Raw genomic sequence first — 15,105 nt, forward strand, 5'->3', positions numbered from 1 at the left:
GCCACATGCGCATCGACCGGGAGCAGGCAATCCGACTGTTCGACCGGGCGCGCGTCGCTCGGCTGGGTACCGTGGGCCGTGACGAGCAGCCACATCTGGTTCCCGTGACATTCGCGCTGACCGATGAGGGGCGGATCGCCACGGCCGTGGACCACAAACCCAAGACCACCACTTCGCTGCGCAGACTGCGCAACATCGAACGGAACCCGTTGGTCTCGGTGCTGGCCGATCACTACTCGGAGAACTGGGACGAGCTCTGGTGGGTACGCGTGGACGGCACCGCTTCGATCCACTCGGCCGAAACCGTTCCGGAAGCCGTGCGAGCGCTGGGTGACAAGTACGAGCAGTACCGACGGCGGCCACCAGTCGCGAGCCTGATACTGATCGAGATACAACGGATCACCGGCTGGGCCGCCGCGGCCGACTGACGGCGGATGCTCGGAGCCGCGCCGCACTCCGACCACCCTGGCAGTCGGCACCGCCGCGGGTTCTCCCGTGCGGCTCTCGCGAGGACGCCGGAGACGTTGTGTAGTACCTACCCGATGTCTCCGGCCCGCAGCGAGAGCCGTGCGAGAGGTTCCGCCACAGCACCACCCACGAAAGATGAGAGGACGACCCACGCAAGGCGTCCCGCGCTCAACCGGCCTGGGGGTCACCGGGAGCGCGGGACGCGTAATCGACACTACTGATCGGCCGCAGCTGCTGTCGAGTCACCGATGGGCCGGGTCACTCACTTTTCCGATTCCGAACCCGTGGCTTCGGACCTGCGACGCATCCGGACGCGCCCGGAGTGAAGATCCAGCGGTCCCGCACCGCTCTCCCTGTCGTCCTCCTTGGCGACGGCCACCCATTCGGCCCGTTCCAGTCGGTACTTGCTGCCCGCCTCGAACAGCCCGTCCACGCCGGTGACGGTCTGTCCCGAGCCGTCGAAGCGTCGTGCGTAGGAGTCGCGTCGCGCCTGGCGCCGCCTGGCGCGACGCAACCGGTCTATGCTCACACCGCCACGTTAACGGCGCGTGCCGCGCTTGCCCGGAACGGTGAGAGACGGGCCACAGTATTCCGCCGCGCCACCGACGACTCCGCCGCGCCACCGACGGCAGCGGCTGTGACGAGAAACACCGAACGACTCCGAGTACGGAGCCACCCCGCGACCCGGTCGAAGAACTTCAATAGGGTTTCGGTGTGCAGCAGGATCCGTATCAACTCCGCGTGCGGACAGCGCGGTTGTCCCCGCTGGCCGAGGCGTTCGAGGTCGTGGATCGGTACGCCGAGATCAATCACCGCTACCGCAAGCTGATCCACGACTCACGAGAGATGCTGGCGGCCACGGATGTGCGGCTCACCCAGGCGAGGGGGATGGGCAAGAAGCTCATGGTGCTGGTGCGGGCAGCCGGTTCGGACTTCAGGGAACGGCTTCCCCCGGAGCAGCGGCACCTGTTGGACGCGGGGCTGCGCCAAGCCGACGACCTGGTGTACGGCGACAGCACCGGGCAGGACTGAGTGAACCGTCGCGGGCCACCGAACGAGTCGGCGGCCCGCGAGACGGCGGCTGGTCCTCCGGGACCAGATACGGCGCCGGAAGCTGCTCAAGCGCTGCGGCCCGAGGACACCCACTTGCTCATGGCGTACTGGACCAGCGCGATCAGGGCCTCCTTGGTGGAGGACTGATCGCGCGCGTCGCAACTCAGCAACGGAACGTCCGAGCTGACTGCCAGTGCCTCACGCACTTCTTCGATACTGTGCTGCAGCTTGCCGTCGAAACAGTTCACTCCGATGACGTAGGGAGTACCTCGGTCCTCGAAGAAGTCGATCGCCGAGAAGCAGTCGGCCAGCCTGCGGGTGTCCACCAGCACGACGGCACCGATAGCACCGCGCACCAGGTCGTCCCACATGAACCAGAACCGTTGCTGTCCCGGCGTGCCGAACAGATAGAGAATCAGATCGGCATCCAGCGACAACCGGCCGAAGTCCATCGCCACGGTCGTGGAGTTCTTGCCCGGGGTGGCGGCCAGGTCGTCGATCCCTTGGCTGGCCTCCGTCATGACCGCTTCCGTGGTGAGCGGAACGATTTCGGAGACCGAACCGACGAAGGTCGTCTTACCCACGCCGAAACCACCGGCCACCACGATCTTGGCCGAGCTGGTGGAGGATTTTCCGGTCTGCTGGGGCGCCTTAAAGCCGGCGGAGTCCACTCAACACCCTTTCCATCAACATCATGTGCGGTTCACTGCCGCTGTCGGTCACGGTCTGGTGGATATCGACCAGACCCTGTTCGGCCATATCCGCCAGCAGGACCTTGGCCACACCGAACGGCACACCAAGCAGCGCCCCGATCTCGGCAACCGACCGGGGCTGACCGCACAGCTGTACCACTGACTGGTACTCCTGCCGCAAGGGTGTGCCCGGACGGTACTGCGCGCTGGTGGAAATAAGTGTCTCCAGCTCCAGTTCCACATTGGATTTGGTACGTCCCCCCGTCCACGCGTAGGAACGGATGCTGGCCGCTGGAGTGTCCTCCCCCTCTTCGGCCCGGTTCATCGGTTCGTTCTCCCAACCGACCGACTCCTCGGACCGGGCGCTGTCGGAACGCGTGCGCTCGGATCGCCGTGGACGCGGTGCGTCCTCCTGCTCCTCCGACCTCCGTTTGCTCCGGCCGCGCCCACTGCCGAAATTGAGCCCGTTGTAGACGTCGGCGAAAGTCGCCTCGTCGACGTCCTGCTCCTCATCCCGCCCGTACCACCGCCCGACCTCGTCGGAACGACGCTCGTTGTAGCCGGAATCCCTGCTCATGGTGGCCTCACACCAATTGCTCTGAAACGGAGTTGTCAGCACCCTGCAACTGCGAACGCAGCTCGGGCGTGAGAATTCGACCGACTCGCTCGACCAGCATCGCCATCTCGTAGGCGATCAGGCCCATGTCGCATTGCGGTGCCGCCAGTACGGTCAGGCAGGAACCGTCACTGATGGACATCTGCAGCATCATGCCGCGGTCCATCTCGACTATGGTCTCCTTGACCTGCCCCGCTTCGAAGCATCGAGCGGCGCCCTGGGTGAGGCTTAACAAGCCCGAAGCCACCGCGGCGAGCTGTTCGGCTCGGTCCCGCGGCAACTTGTCCGAAGACGTCAACAGCAGCCCGTCCGCCGAAACCACGATCGCGTGCGCTACTCCGCTCACGCGCTCCGTGAAATCGGTGACCAACCAATTGAACTGGTCGATCTTCGCCTGCTGAGATGACATGTCGCCTCCTTTTGCTTGGTTCGGCGGTGGCTGAGCGGGCGGAACTCGGCCCCACCTATCTATTCCCCAGCGCTGTGCCTGCCCCGACGCACACCCTGCTGGAAACTCGACAACCGGCCACGGGTCTCGTCCGGCGCCGGCGTGTTCTGGGCCCCGGAACTCTGACCGCTCGGTGGTGGGGCGCTTCCAGGGGCGAGATGCTGTTTGGGCACTCGCCTGGGTAAGCCCGCCGAGGTGTAGTCCGAGGGCTGCGGGTCCGCAGCCGCGTCCGCTTCCTGCTGTGCCTGGTCGGTTTCGAAGTTCCACGCGGAGGACTCGTTCACCGGAGACTCCGATCGAGTGATCCAACTCGACGAATCCCGCTGCTGTCGAGCTCGTCCGTCGAGCTGATGGTTGGCTTCGGCTCCGGGGGCATCGGCATGCTGTGCCGTCGAGGGCGACTGGTCGTGCCGCGGCCCCTGGTCGGGGAAACCGCCGCCGGGGAATCCGGAGGCGGCACTGTCCGAGGACTTCTCGAGCTCGGCTTCTTCCATCCAGCTGAGTCCTCTGCCACCGGCGGCTGAACCGGGGTTCCCACCGGCCCGCGGACCGTCGGGAGCGGCTCCGGACCGACCACCGGAATCGTTCGACTGGCCGCGCGGCGTGCGGCGCGGCAGACCGGAGGGCGTGAAACCGCCCGGGTCCGCACGGGACTCGGAGGTGGGTTCCTCCACACGGGGATGTTGTGTGGTCTCCTCCGTGCTGCCCGGCGGAACCGGCGTCCCCGCGGGGACTCCCCTGTCGCCGGGCCTGTCGTTGGAGGGCCCGTCGCTGGAGGGCCTTTCACCGGGGAGCTTTTCGCCGAGGGCCCCCCTCTCGTGCGGGACTCGCCGGTCGTTGTCCTCCTCGCCGGTGGGCCAGGACCACTCACCGGTGCCGGACTGCCCCGAGGAGGTCTGGTGATAGGCGTCCTCGGGTGACGGGTGGAACCACTGTGGTGCGGAGTCGGTGAGCATCGCGGGTGAACCGGTTCGGGGGGCTATCGCGTGAACAACGGTCGGCGCGCTGTCCGAGTAACGCTGTTCCGGCCCCTCTTCCGAGGCGAAGTCGTCGAAGTGCAGCGATGCCCCGGACGACTCGTCCTCCTCGGTGCTTTCCACGTACTCCTGGCCCTCCGGAGGTTCGAAGAGACCGCGGAACCTGTCCGACGGCTCCGGATCCCGCTGCTGGGGGGCCCGCTGCTGGGGATCCCACTGCTGGCTCGCGGAGCGGACCGGCTCGGCAGCGGCCGGGGGGTCCGGTTGGGAAACCGGCGCGGAGGGCGGTGTCGGAGCCTGCGGCCGCGAGTTCCCCTGCTCCGGAGGCCGGGAACGGTCACCGCTCTGGGACGGAGGCTGGGTGGGAGTCGCCGGGGAGCCACCACGCTGCTGGGTCGGCAGCGAGGGGGGCTCCCCCAGATCGAACCGGGGCAGACCACCTTCCAGGATCTGATGACGGTTGGCCCCGTTGGCATTGGCCCCGTTCGCACGGGGCGCGGAGGTCTGTTCGTCGCCGCTGCGGTGCTGTTCATCGCCGCTGCGGGACCGCTCGTCACCCTGCTGTCCCGGCTGCTCCGTGGCGGTGCTGCCGGAGCTGTCCTGACCGGGGGCGGACAGCCGCTGTTCGATGGTGGAAGGGCTCGGCTCGGGCGTGGACCGCACGGTGGACTGCGCGGAACCGTCGGGAATGACCAGGTCGGGCGGAATCCGGACCGTAGCGCGAACTCCGTCGACGTCGTCCCCGCCGTGCAACCGCACCGTGATGCCGTGCCTGCCCGCCAACCGCGCGATGACCAGCAGCCCCATTCGCCGGGAGGTTGACAGGTCGTACTCGTCGAAGGAGGCCAGCCGGTCGTTGGCCTCGGCGAGTTCCTGTTCCCCCATGCCGATCCCGTGGTCGAGCACGTCGATGGTCAACGAGGAGTCCTCGGACTGATGGCTGGAGACCGTGACCGAGGTCTCGGGGGAGGAGAAGTTCGCGGCGTTGTCGAGCAACTCGGCCATCAACCGCACCAGGTCGCTGCCCGCGTAGCCGACCAACCGGGCCGCCGGGGGCGACTGCACCACCACACGGGGATAGTGCTCGATCTCGGAGATCGCGGCACGGAGCACGTCGGACAGCTGCACCGGCTGGGTGAACCGGCGTGCCATGTCGCTGCCGGACAGCACCATGAGGTTCTCGTTGTTGCGCCGCATCCTGGTGGCGAGGTGGTCGAGCCGGAACAGTGTCGCCAGCTGGTCCGGGTCGTCCTCGTCGTGCTCGAGTTGCTCGAACAGTCGCAGCTGACGCTCCAGCAGGCTCTGACTGCGCCGGGAGACGTTGACGAAGGAGTCACTGTAACCGCGCCGCAGGTTCGCCTGCTCCGAGGCGAGGTAAAGGGCCTGGCGGTTGACCTCGTCGAAGGCGCGGGCCACCTGACCGACCTCCTCGGTGGTCCGCACCGGCACCGCGTCGACCTCCACATCGGATTCGGAGGACCCGTGCCGGATGCGGTCGACGGCACGGGGCAACTGCTCGTCAGCGGCGTGCAGCGCGCCGCGGCGCAGCTGATCCAGCGACCTGAGCAGATTGCGCCCCATCACGACGATGATGGCCGCGGCCACGATCAGCCCCGCGACCATGATCACGGTGGTCAGTCCGGCCCGGTCGCTGGCTTCGTCGTACAACGAGTAAGCGCGCTGGTTGAACTGCTTCGACAGCTCGTAGCGCACCTGGGTGGTGCTGTTGATCAGATTGTCGGAAAGCTGGTTCCACTGGTCCAGCGTCAGGGAGGAGCGCACTTCGTCGATCCGGATCGCCCGCATGAGCTGATCCTCGGTCTCCAGCCACCGCTGCATGACGTCGCTGTTGACGACCTCCCTGGCCTGTCTCGGCTCGGAGTTGGCCACGGACTCGAAACTGGTTATCCGCGAGTCCAGCCGGGCCCTGGAGTCGTTGAGCGCGTCGGTCAGGTCGGGAGTGAAATCGCTCCGGGGCAGCGCGGCGTCCACCAGGGCACGTTGGATCCGGATCTCGTCCTCGGCCCTGGAGAGTTCGTGCAGCGCGCTGATCGTGCTGTAGAGCCTCGAATCGTCGATGGTGTTGATGACCGCGCGCTCCATCGACAGCAACGAACTGATGATCTCGTTGTAGGTGCCGATCGCGTCGACGGGCCGCAGCGAACCGGTCATCACTCCCTCGCGCAGTTCGCGCAGTTTCCCGAGCTGCCCGCGGAGTTGGTCGAACTGCGCCGAGGTCACCGGGCTGAACTTCTGCACGTTGTCCAGCACCTGGGGTGCCTTCTTCACGAATTCGGTGACCTTCGCGTACTGCTTCTGGTACTCTTGGCGCGCGCCGGGGGCCTCACCGAGCAGCTCGGCGGCCCTGGTGCGCTCGGTCTGCAGTCCGGTCAGCAGCGGCTGGATGCTGTCCCGCGCCTCGGTGAGCCTGCTGATCTCCTTGTAACGATTCGCCTGGGAAACCTCGTCGTTGATCTGGAAGACACCGAGCGCGAGCACGAACACGACCGGAACGAGCACGACGGCCCCGAGCTTGACCGGGATCCGCCAGTTCCGCCAGTCGCGCAGTGAGGCTCGCCGCGCACCACCGGGCCTGTTCCGCGCGGCTCGGGTGTCTCGGACCTGTTCCCGCTTCGCCCGTCGTGCCGCCGCACTCACGAAAGCTCCCGAAAGTCAAGCTGTCGTTCGTCCTGCTCTGTCACGGTGCGGTCCCTTCCGAACGAACAAATCGTAGGAGAACGGCGCCTGTGCCACCCGGCCGAGTGAAGGCATATCCCCGTGTTCTCCGAGTCCCTCCGAGCGCATCCCGGATCACTTCGGTACGCGATATTCTGGGCGGGCGTGATCCCCACAATACGCTCCGTCACCAATAGTCGCGTACCGCGAGGGTCACTTCACCAGCCTTTTCGAACGGGTGACGCGCGGCTTGTGGCCATCTCGGATTGTAAAGATAGCGGACAAGGTACCGATCGCGGGGCGACTTTTCCACCCCGCCCGCCTGAACAGGACATCCGGGCACATACAAGATCATGTTTTGGGTTTGCCCGGCAGCGTGACACACGAAGGACGGAGAAAGTTCGCACAAGGTGTCGAACCGCATTATCCTAGCGTGTTCGACCGACTGTGAAAACCGGGACAGGTGCGACGCCGTCGAGCCACTGTGGTACTCATCGGTAATGGCCCATGAGCTGCGACACGACAGAGCGAGACCCCTCGGCCATGCCCCGGAGTCCGGACTGTACATCCGTCCAACTACGGCGGAGGAAGCAACAGGATTCCCCCGATAGCGGGAACAAGGACGTAGTATGTTGCGCTGACCGGACAGGCTCCGGCGGGCCGACACCACGGCCGGGAGGCGTCGCGATTCGCGTCGGCTGTCGACGTGGTCGTCCCGAACACACCGAATCGGCACAACCCCACCGACACAGTTCACCGGCTTCGGAAGAAGGGCGCATGAGCAACACGACGCCACCACCACTGCGCGCGCGGCACGGGGAGCGAAGCGAGAAAACGCATGCTTCCTTCGGCGGTATCGAGAAAAGCGCGGCACTCGGCGGAAAAACCGGCCCCGATTTCGCCGGAATTGCGGGATCGGCGGAATTCGGTGAACTGCGTTCACGGCTGAAGCGCTTCGTGTTGCCGATGACCGTGTTGTTTCTCGTCCTGTATCTCGGGTACGTACTACTGGCCGCCTACGCGCCGGACTTCATGGGCGAACCGGTCTTCGGCAACATCAATGTCGGCTTGTTGTTCGGGGTCGGACAGTTCGTTTCCACGCTCCTGATCACCACGCTCTACGTCAAGTTCGCCGAGCGGCGGGTGGATCCCGAGGTGGACAAGCTGCGGGAGACCGCCGGTGGTGGTCAGCCGTGAACACACTGGCGCAACAGCAGTCCCCGCTCGGCGACACCAGCCCCGTCGTCAACATCAGCGTGTTCGCCGGGTTGATTCTGCTCACACTGCTGATCGCCTACCGGGCCAGCAGCAGCGGGAACACCAGCGACTACTTCGCGGCGGGGGGAACCTTCTCCGGTGCGCAGAACGGAGTCGCGCTTTCCGGTGACTTCCTGTCCGCTGCCTCGTTCCTCGGCATCGCCGGTGCCATCGCGGTACACGGCTACGACGGGTTCCTCTACTCGATCGGCTTTCTCGTGGCCTGGCTGGTGAACCTGCTGCTGGTCGCGGAGCGACTGCGCAACACCGGCCGGTTCACCATGGGCGACGTGCTCAGCTTCCGGATGCGCCGACGTCCGGTGCGCGCCGCGGCCGCCGTTTCCACCCTGTTCATCACGATCGCCTACATGGTCGCGCAGATGGCGGGAGCGGGCGATCTGGTGGCCCTGCTGCTGGACATTCACAGCGGTGCGGGACAGGCCCTGGTGATCGCCGTGGTCGGCGTGGTCATGGTCGGCTACGTGCTCATCGGCGGCATGAAGGGCACCACGTGGGTGCAGATACTGAAAGCGGTCATGCTGCTGCTGTCGGTGGCACTGATAACACTCTTCCTGCTGGGCAAGTTCGGCTTCAACTTCAGCAGCCTGATGCAGCGCGCCGCCGAGAACAACCCGCTCGGCGAAGGCATGTTCGCCCCGGGCGCCCAGTACGGCGAAAGCGCACTGACGAAGCTGGACTTCGTATCGCTGTCGATGGCCCTGGTGCTCGGCGTGGCCGGACTGCCCCACGTGCTGATGCGGTTCTACACGGTGCCGAACTCGCGGGAAGCGCGCCGATCGGTCGTGTGGGCCACCTGGTTGATGTCGCTGTTCTACCTCTGCACGCTGGTCATCGGATTCGGCGCGGCGGCACTGGTGGGTACCGAGACCATCAACAACGCGCCGGGTGGCGAGAACTCCGCCGCTCCGCTGCTAGCCTACGAGATCGGCGGGACGGTACTACTCGGTGTGATCTCCGCGGTGGCCTTCGCGACCATCCTCGCCGTGGTCGCGGGCCTGACCCTGACGGCGTCCGCCTCGTTCGCGCACGACTTCTACGCCAACGTGATGCGCGGCGGCAAGGCCGACCCGGCCTCCGAGGTCAGGGTGGCGCGCATCACCGCGATGGTCATAGGTGTCGCGGCCATCCTGGGTGGAATCCTGGTCAACGGGCAGAACATCGCCTTCCTCGTGGGACTGGCCTTCGCGATCGCCGCCTCCGCGAACCTGTCCACTCTGGTGTTCACGCTGTTCTGGAAGCGGTTCAACACCAGCGGAACCCTGTGGGGGATGTACGGCGGGCTCGCGTCCTGTCTGCTGCTCATGCTGTTCTCCCCGGTGTTCTCCGGGTCCGCCGACTCCGTCTTCCCCTCGGTGGACTTCAGTTTCTTCCCGCTGAGCAACCCGGGTCTCGTGTCGATCCCGATGTCGTTCCTGTGCGGTGTCATCGGCACCCTCGTACGGCCGCGTTCCGCCGATCCGGAGGACTTCGACGCGATGAAGGTGCGCTCGCTGACCGGTATCGGTTCGCGGGACGTGGTGCACTGACGGGTCGCCGTGGTCGGCGGGATCTCGTCGGCCCGGTTTCCGCGGGGGTCGCTCGGTGCGGCCCCCGCCGGGTCTCGTGCCGCCGGGTCTCGTGCCGCCGCCTCTCGCGCCGGAACCGCACCGCCCCGTCCGGTTCCGGCGCCGTCAGGGGTTCCGACACCGTCAGGGGTTCCGACACCGTTCCGCGCTGGCCGCGTTCGGCTCCGCCGGTGTTCAGTCCGAACGGCGCACGAACTCGGCCACTACGCGGCCCAGTTCGGCGCCCGCGTCCTCCTGGAGGAAGTGACCGGCTTCCGCGATGGTCGCGTGTCGCTGTCCGGCAGCGCCCGGCAGCAGTTTGCGCAGCACCGGCCCCATGGCCGCGGTGATCGGATCACTGTCGCTGAACGCGGTCAGCACGGGTGTGTCGTCCGCCGCCAGCGCTCGCCACGCGGCACGGTTCGCCTCGGTGGCCGGATCGTCCGGGTTGGTCGGCACCAGGCCCGGCATGGCGCGCGGCCCGGCCTTGTAGGACTCGTCCGGGAACGGCGCGTCGTAGGCGGCGCGTACTTCCGGCGACATCGGTCGGGCACATCCGCTCGCCACCAGCCGTCCGACGTCGAGGGTTTCCGCCTGCTCCACGGCCCTGCGGAACCGCCACCACACCTCGGGCATGTCGTGATCGCCGGTGGGCATGCCGGTGTTGGCCGCTACAGCACCCGAGAACCTGTCCGGGTGCTCCGCGAGCAGCCGCAGTCCCAGCAGCCCGCCCCAGTCCTGCCCCACCAGGGTGAGCTCACGCAGGTCGAGCACGTCGAAGGCGAACTGGCGCAGCCACTCGACGTGCCGCGCGTAGCTGTGGTCGCCGATCTCGGACGGCTTGTCCGAACGACCGAAACCGACGAGATCGGGAGCGATGGCCCTGATGCCCGCCTCCGCCAGCACCGACATGACGTCGCGGTAGAGGAAGGACCAGCTCGGCTCCCCGTGCAGCAGCAGCACCGTCGGGCCGTCCGCCGGACCGGCCGCGACGTAGGCCATGCGCAGCGTTCCGCCGTCCTGATCGGACAGCTCGACGTGGTGGGGGCGGTGCTCGAAGCCGACGACGCCGGCGAAACCCTCTTCGGGAGTGGTCAGTACACGCATGCGGTGACGCTACAACCGCTTTCGTGACGGCGTCCACGGAACCGCTCCGTTCCACAAGCCCCGGAACCGGGAACACTCAGTGCTCCCGAACCGCCACACGAGGTGCCGGAACGGTGCTAATCTCGGGAAAGGCTCGGTTCCGAGCTCTCGCCGGAATTTCCGGGGCGCCCGGGGTGTCCCGGCTGCGGACAACACCTCCAGGAGTCCCGGCCCACGATGTCCAACGGCACCACGACGGCCAGGCGCACTCCGGTCATGCCCGCCTGGACCATCTGGGTGGGCGCTCTCGTGCTGCTGTTGGTGGCGAGCCTGTCGATGTGGTTGCTGCTGGAGTCGTTCGGCAGCGGCAGCGATCGGGACAAGGCCCGGCTGGAAACCGTCAAGGTCGCGGGCAGCATCGTGCTGGGAACCGGTGGAGGGGTCGCACTGCTGCTGGCCGCACGCAGGCAGCGGGCCACCGAGCTCTCGCTCGACCAGAAGGAACGAGCGGCTGCCGACGCCAGACACGACGCCACCGAGCGGCACGCGGAACACCGGCCGGGCGCGGCGGCTGGGACTGCGTCCGCCCACCCGCCGGATGAACCGCGCACAACCCTCGCTGCTCGTGCCGATCAACGGCCTAGAGGCGGGTGACGAGCTGGAGGAGCAGCAGCAGGAGGAGCAGGTGAGGCGTACCGCGCAGCGGCTGATCTGCTCCCACCTCCGACCGGATCCGGACGCGAGCGGGGAGCCGACCAATCCGAAGTTCTGGCACGACATCAGTCTCGACCTGACCACCGCGACCCTGCAGGACTGGAACCTGGTGGACTGCCGGGTGCATCACGTGCGGCTGGACCGCGCGCGGTTTCTCGGCCCCGCCGTGTTCGACCGGGCCGAGTTCACCGGGCAGGTTCGCGCCAGGGAGACGGTGTTCCAACACGAGGCGTGGTTCGCCGACACCACGTTCCGGCGGTTCGTACGGCTGGACCGCACGGAGTTCCACGCCGAGGCCGATTTCGACCGGGCGGTGTTCGAGGAGTGGCTGAGCCTGTCGGGGGCGGTGTTGCACGGGGCGTCCTCGTTCCGGGACGTCCGGACGGCGGATTCGGACCGGGAAGCGCCGTCGAAACCTTCGTCCGGGGAAGGTCCGCCACTGCCCGGCAGTGCTCCGGGAGAGTACGAAAGACCTGGGAGCCAGGACGGGGAACCGTCGGATGCGGCGGAGGAAAGGACTCGGGACCAGCTGGTATCCCCTGGGGAGCTCGGCTCGGCGGTGGGTTCCGCCGGTAAGCGATCCACTTCGGACAGTCGCGACACGATCCGGCGGATGCAGGGCTGAACCCAGCGAAACGACCCAGCGAAACGACCCAACGAAACGACCCAGCGAAACGCGTAGAAATGCACCTCGTTGCATCACTATGCTCAATCCGTGATCTCACTCGCCGAGCTGGAGAAGCTCATGCGACGGGGATGGCCCGCGATTCGGGAGACGACGGTCGACGGTTGGATCGCGCGGCTCTCCGACGGAGTGACGCGGCGGGCCAACTCGGTCCTGCCGGTCCACTGCCCGAACGACCTCGCCGACGCCATCGGCCGCGTCGAGGAGCTGTACCGCGGCCACGGACTGCCGCCCGTGTTCCAGGTCGGCCCCGCCGCGCGTCCCTCCGGTCTGGACTCCGCACTGGCTCGACGGGGATACGAAGTCCGAACGCCGACGATCGTTCAGGTCGCGCCGATCGCGGACGTACTGCGCCGGATTCCACCGCCCCACCGCGAAGTACGGGTGTTGAACCGACCGGACTCGTCCTGGCTGGAGCTGTGGTGGGAGGTGGACGGCCGGGGCGACCCCGATTCGCGGGCGATAGCCCACGAGATACTCACCGGTGGTGAAGCGTTGTACGCGGCGGGCGAGGACCGGCACGGCACCGCCGCGGTGGGACGGCTCGCCCTGGTCGGTTCCTGGGCAGGGGTGTACTGCATGGCGGTCCGGCCCGACGCGCGACGTGGCGGCCACGCGAGCGCGATCCTTCACGGTCTGTTGGAACGTGCCGTCGAGCTGGGAAGCGAGCACGCCTGGCTGCAGGTGACGGCCGACAACCTCGCCGCACGCGACCTCTACGAGCGGGCGGGATTCGTCACGAGGTCGAACTACCACTACCGGGAGCTCACGAAGCCCGTCACCGAAACGGTCCCCGCCCGAACGAGGACGGCGTGAACCGATCGGCACAGCGGCGGGAACGGTGGAGCCCGGAAAACCGGCTCACCCGAATATCGACATTCGAGCCCACTCCATCGCCTCGCTGAAGCTGTTGGTCACCCCGACGGCGTCCAGTTCACTGGCCCACTTGCGCCGCGCGGGGGTGACACGTGCCACATAGAAAACCACGGGCCCCTTGTAGATGTTCTCGTCACGCAGCGCCTGAACGTCCTGCAACCCGGAATCGTCGACACCGTGCCGGTTGATGTCGGAGACGATTATGTCCGGAACTCTGCCACGTATGGCCCGCTTCATCGACTCGAAGTCACTGGCGGTGTCCACCTTCGCCCCCCACTCCCGCAGGGTGGTGACGATCCTTCCGGTGTCGGAGAACTCACCGTTCTTCTCCGCGAAGACGTCGTCCACGACGAGTGCGTACCCACCCTGCATGTCGGTGTGCTCACCCGGCAACCGCTCCTCGGCGTCGGCGATCCCGCCCGGATCGAACTGGAACCGCCGACGTTGCAGGTGCTGCCGTAGGTGATCGAAGCGCGGAGACTCCTTCAACTGACGCAGCGTGGTGGTGAACACTTCATCGGTGACAAGCCTGGGGAAGGACTCCGGAAGCTGCTGCTCCAGTTGCCCGAGGTAATCGCGAAGCACATCACGGTCAACGTTCTCGCCAGGCGATTCGATCTTGTACTTCGTGAAGACGTCCCGCCACGATTCAGGGTTCGTACCGCCCATGTTGATGTCTTCACGAACATCGTGGTATTCGAGGAACTCCTGCACGGGATCCTCGGTGGCGGAGCTGGTGAGCAGTCTGTAGAACGCCGGATAGAAGTGCTGCAGCAGCAGGACTCTGACCAGGATGTCCGCACCGAAGTCCTGCCACTCCTTGTCGAGATGGTACTCGAGCACGAAGCTGTTGATCAGTCTCTTGATGCGTCGCGGATTACGGCCGGTACGCTCGGCGACGAAGTTCAGCACGTGATCGTCGAAAAATCGCGAGGTACCCGATCTCGATGCGTAGCCGTTGACCAGGTCACGCACCTGACGCTGCCCCGGCTGGGGCGAGTGGTAGTTCACCTGGACGATCTTCTCCAGATACCCGGCCGGATGAGCGCCCGCGATGTCCGACTGCTGGATACTGCGATTGAGGGCGGACTGATCACAGCCGATGACGAACACCAGCCCGGGGACGTCCAGATAGAGTTTGATCGCCTCGCAGACGGTCACCACCACATCATGCCGACAACGATCCAGATCATCGACGAAGACAACGATCTGCTTACCCGCCGAGTTCGCCGAGTTCACCCACTCCTGGGCCATCTCCCCGACCGCACCACGAATCTCGTTGCGTGACTTCGGGTCCACCGAAAGCTGCGCCCAGAGCTCGTCGACCAGCCGTCGAAGGCCGAATGTGGTCATCGCGAGGCGGAAACCGATGCGAATCCACCTCGACAACCGCGGGGCTCCGGCAACCCTGTGGTAAGCCCTGCGCACGATGTTCCGGTCGAAACGCAGCAACACGGACTTGATCAGCACTTCCAAGGCGTCGGATCCCGAGGTCCAGGCGTTGAACCAAGCCGTCCGCACTCCTTCCGTCCCCTCCAGTCGAAGCTGCAGCTGTCGCATGAGGCTGCTTTTTCCCATGCCCCAGCCGGCATCGATCGCGAGCGTGAACGGAGTGGAGTCCCGCGAGGAGACGATCAGGTCGGAGAGTCTGTCGGCGGTATCACTGGTACCGAGCAGGTCCGCCCCATTCTCGCTCACCGGCTCGTCGTTGAGAACGACGAAACGGTCGTCCGCCGACGGTTGCACCTCTGTCCTCTCCTAACAGCGATTTCCACCGGTTCCCCGGAGTGATGAGATTCTTCGCGCCGTGTCGCCGTCGAGCGCCCGTCAACGACGGCGAGCCGTGCCGCACCGGTTTTCCGGTTCGCCCCGGCGAGATCTCGACGCACTCATGACCACCACACGGACCGGTAAAACACCCTGACTCGTCGCGAGCGGGCCCCTCGGCCACCTCGGAAACATCCTCGCAGTCGGCACTACCGCTCGTGTCGA

At 66.4% G+C, this 15,105-nt stretch carries 14 protein-coding genes; 7 read left to right on the forward strand and 7 right to left on the reverse strand.

Features of this window, described 5'->3' with window-relative positions:
- Positions 1-5 precede the first annotated feature (5 nt).
- Complete coding sequence (locus tag J2S53_RS13195) at positions 6-428, forward strand: TIGR03668 family PPOX class F420-dependent oxidoreductase (RefSeq protein ID WP_456241202.1); 423 nt, start codon at positions 6-8, stop codon at positions 426-428.
- 302 nt (positions 429-730) lie between these two features.
- On the opposite strand, the gene J2S53_RS13200 is transcribed toward J2S53_RS13195, so the two are convergent.
- Positions 731-997, reverse strand: a complete 267-nt coding sequence (locus J2S53_RS13200) for a hypothetical protein (RefSeq protein WP_092976602.1) — start codon at positions 995-997, stop codon at positions 731-733.
- A gap of 185 nt (positions 998-1,182) precedes the next feature.
- Here J2S53_RS13200 and J2S53_RS13205 point away from each other — a divergent pair, with 185 nt between their 5' ends.
- Positions 1,183-1,500 (forward strand): hypothetical protein, encoded by a 318-nt coding sequence (locus J2S53_RS13205; RefSeq protein WP_456241203.1) that lies wholly within the window; start codon positions 1,183-1,185, stop codon positions 1,498-1,500.
- Positions 1,501-1,586: 86 nt separating this feature from the next.
- Here J2S53_RS13205 and J2S53_RS13210 read toward each other — a convergent pair whose 3' ends face one another.
- From J2S53_RS13210 to J2S53_RS13225, 4 genes are read right to left on the reverse strand one after another with little or no spacing between them, the layout of a single operon-like run.
- A complete protein-coding gene (locus tag J2S53_RS13210) occupies positions 1,587-2,192 on the reverse strand; it encodes a GTP-binding protein (protein ID WP_456241204.1) in 606 nt (201 codons plus the stop codon).
- A complete protein-coding gene (locus J2S53_RS13215) occupies positions 2,173-2,790 on the reverse strand; it encodes a DUF742 domain-containing protein (RefSeq protein WP_092976608.1) in 618 nt (205 codons plus the stop codon). Before J2S53_RS13215 ends, J2S53_RS13210 begins: the two co-directional genes overlap by 20 nt.
- A gap of 7 nt (positions 2,791-2,797) precedes the next feature.
- Positions 2,798-3,238, reverse strand: a complete 441-nt coding sequence (locus J2S53_RS13220) for a roadblock/LC7 domain-containing protein (RefSeq protein ID WP_092925935.1) — start codon at positions 3,236-3,238, stop codon at positions 2,798-2,800.
- A gap of 59 nt (positions 3,239-3,297) precedes the next feature.
- Positions 3,298-6,912, reverse strand: coding sequence for a nitrate- and nitrite sensing domain-containing protein (locus tag J2S53_RS13225; RefSeq protein ID WP_456241205.1), 3,615 nt, complete (start codon positions 6,910-6,912; stop codon positions 3,298-3,300).
- Between the two features lie 795 nt (positions 6,913-7,707).
- Here J2S53_RS13225 and J2S53_RS13230 point away from each other — a divergent pair.
- Positions 7,708-8,127 (forward strand): DUF485 domain-containing protein, encoded by a 420-nt coding sequence (locus J2S53_RS13230; RefSeq protein ID WP_130468383.1) that lies wholly within the window; start codon positions 7,708-7,710, stop codon positions 8,125-8,127.
- Entirely contained in the window at positions 8,124-9,734 is a 1,611-nt protein-coding gene (locus J2S53_RS13235) for a solute symporter family protein (RefSeq protein WP_456241206.1), read from the forward strand. The genes J2S53_RS13230 and J2S53_RS13235 overlap by 4 nt, the downstream gene beginning before the upstream one ends.
- A 213-nt stretch (positions 9,735-9,947) precedes the next feature.
- Here J2S53_RS13235 and J2S53_RS13240 read toward each other — a convergent pair whose 3' ends face one another.
- On the reverse strand, positions 9,948-10,859 hold the full coding sequence (locus tag J2S53_RS13240) for a haloalkane dehalogenase (RefSeq protein ID WP_456241207.1): 912 nt from the start codon (positions 10,857-10,859) through the stop codon (positions 9,948-9,950).
- A gap of 216 nt (positions 10,860-11,075) precedes the next feature.
- On the opposite strand from J2S53_RS13240, the gene J2S53_RS13245 reads away from it, so the two are divergent.
- The 3 genes from J2S53_RS13245 to J2S53_RS13255 all read left to right on the forward strand — a co-directional run bounded on the left by J2S53_RS13245 (position 11,076) and on the right by J2S53_RS13255 (position 13,053).
- The gene (locus J2S53_RS13245; protein WP_456241208.1) at positions 11,076-11,492 is read left to right on the forward strand and encodes a hypothetical protein; all 417 of its coding nucleotides are present in this window, start codon (positions 11,076-11,078) and stop codon (positions 11,490-11,492) included.
- Positions 11,437-12,177, forward strand: a complete 741-nt coding sequence (locus tag J2S53_RS13250) for a pentapeptide repeat-containing protein (RefSeq protein ID WP_456241209.1) — start codon at positions 11,437-11,439, stop codon at positions 12,175-12,177. Before J2S53_RS13245 ends, J2S53_RS13250 begins: the two co-directional genes overlap by 56 nt.
- 90 nt (positions 12,178-12,267) lie before the next feature.
- A complete protein-coding gene (locus J2S53_RS13255; RefSeq protein WP_456241210.1) occupies positions 12,268-13,053 on the forward strand; it encodes a GNAT family N-acetyltransferase in 786 nt (261 codons plus the stop codon).
- A 45-nt stretch (positions 13,054-13,098) separates the two neighbouring features.
- Here the strand turns inward: J2S53_RS13255 and J2S53_RS13260 are convergent, their stop codons facing one another.
- Positions 13,099-14,859 carry a P-loop NTPase fold protein gene (locus J2S53_RS13260; protein WP_456241211.1) on the reverse strand — a complete coding sequence of 587 codons (1,761 nt, stop codon included), beginning with the start codon at positions 14,857-14,859 and terminating at the stop codon, positions 13,099-13,101.
- Positions 14,860-15,105 lie beyond the last annotated feature (246 nt).

This window comes from Actinopolyspora lacussalsi (assembly GCA_030803735.1).
GTDB lineage: Bacteria > Actinomycetota > Actinomycetes > Mycobacteriales > Pseudonocardiaceae > Actinopolyspora > Actinopolyspora lacussalsi.

What these genes read in the sequence shown, in the direction of transcription:
- J2S53_RS13250 (WP_456241209.1), top strand. Translation starts at nt 11,437, where the DNA reads ATGAACCGCGCACAACCCTCGCTGCTCGTGCCGATCAACGGCCTAGAG.
- J2S53_RS13245 (WP_456241208.1), top strand. Translation starts at nt 11,076, where the DNA reads ATGTCCAACGGCACCACGACGGCCAGGCGCACTCCGGTCATGCCCGCC.
- J2S53_RS13230 (WP_130468383.1), top strand. Translation starts at nt 7,708, where the DNA reads ATGAGCAACACGACGCCACCACCACTGCGCGCGCGGCACGGGGAGCGA.
- J2S53_RS13195 (WP_456241202.1), top strand. Translation starts at nt 6, where the DNA reads ATGCGCATCGACCGGGAGCAGGCAATCCGACTGTTCGACCGGGCGCGC.
- J2S53_RS13220 (WP_092925935.1), bottom strand. Translation starts at nt 3,238, where the DNA reads ATGTCATCTCAGCAGGCGAAGATCGACCAGTTCAATTGGTTGGTCACC.
- J2S53_RS13240 (WP_456241207.1), bottom strand. Translation starts at nt 10,859, where the DNA reads ATGCGTGTACTGACCACTCCCGAAGAGGGTTTCGCCGGCGTCGTCGGC.
- J2S53_RS13215 (WP_092976608.1), bottom strand. Translation starts at nt 2,790, where the DNA reads ATGAGCAGGGATTCCGGCTACAACGAGCGTCGTTCCGACGAGGTCGGG.